Origin of the sequence: Exiguobacterium sp. s89, assembly GCF_018617735.1 — a bacterium.
GTDB classification, from domain to species: Bacteria; Bacillota; Bacilli; order Exiguobacteriales; family Exiguobacteriaceae; genus Exiguobacterium; species Exiguobacterium marinum.
In genome coordinates, this window is the sequence record NZ_JACSKS010000015.1 from 1 (window position 1) to 768 (window position 768).

6 tRNA genes and 1 rRNA gene are annotated in these 768 nt (G+C 50.5%); all 7 read right to left on the bottom strand.

From position 1 onward, the window contains the following. Positions 1 to 102: 102 nt before the first annotated feature. Positions 103 to 178, bottom strand: a tRNA-Ala gene (locus tag KNO96_RS14235). 13 nt (positions 179 to 191) lie between these two features. Then, positions 192 to 268: transfer RNA gene (locus tag KNO96_RS14240), tRNA-Pro, on the bottom strand. A 7-nt stretch (positions 269 to 275) separates the two neighbouring features. After that, positions 276 to 352: transfer RNA gene (locus KNO96_RS14245), tRNA-Arg, on the bottom strand. A gap of 31 nt (positions 353 to 383) precedes the next feature. Continuing rightward, positions 384 to 470, bottom strand: a tRNA-Leu gene (locus KNO96_RS14250). A 41-nt stretch (positions 471 to 511) separates the two neighbouring features. Further along, a tRNA-Thr gene (locus KNO96_RS14255) sits at positions 512 to 587 on the bottom strand. 9 nt (positions 588 to 596) lie between these two features. Next, a tRNA-Val gene (locus KNO96_RS14260) sits at positions 597 to 672 on the bottom strand. An 8-nt stretch (positions 673 to 680) separates the two neighbouring features. Further along, positions 681 to 768: ribosomal RNA gene (gene rrf, locus KNO96_RS14265) — 5S ribosomal RNA — on the bottom strand; the annotation flags it as partial.

Sequence of the window (768 nt, forward strand, 5' to 3'; positions counted from 1 at the left end):
ATATAGCTCTTAAATTGACGAAGCTTGCGCTTCATTCAAAAATTGTAAAACTTTTTTTGCCTCATCGTTCAGTTTTCAAAGTTCGTCTGTAAAAAGTAAAATTGGTGGAGCCTAGCGGGATCGAACCGCTGACCTCCTGCGTGCAAGGCAGGCGCTCTCCCAGCTGAGCTAAGGCCCCATATAAGTGATGATGGTCGGGAAGACAGGATTCGAACCTGCGACCCCTTGGTCCCAAACCAAGTGCTCTACCAAGCTGAGCTACTTCCCGTCAAAAATGGTGCACCCTGAGAGATTCGAACTCCCGGCCTTTAGATTCGTAGTCTAACGCTCTATCCAGCTGAGCTAAGGGTGCGAGACGAATAATCATCATAGGAAAATATTAATGGTACCGAGGGCCGGACTTGAACCGGCACGAGGAAACCCTCGCAGGATTTTAAGTCCTGTGCGTCTACCAATTCCGCCACCCCGGCAAGGTATAATTTCTAGCGGTAGACTTTTTAAAAAGATCAAATGGTGCCGGCGAAAGGATTCGAACCCTCGACCCTCTGATTACAAGTCAGATGCTCTACCAACTGAGCTACACCGGCAGGTGTAAATGGTGGAGGATGACGGGATCGAACCGCCGACCCCCTGCTTGTAAGGCAGGTGCTCTCCCAGCTGAGCTAATCCTCCAATATGTAGCCTGGCAACGTCCTATCCTCACAGGGGGAGATCCCCCAACTACTTTCGGCGCTGAGACGCTTAACTTCCGTGTTCGGCATGGGAACG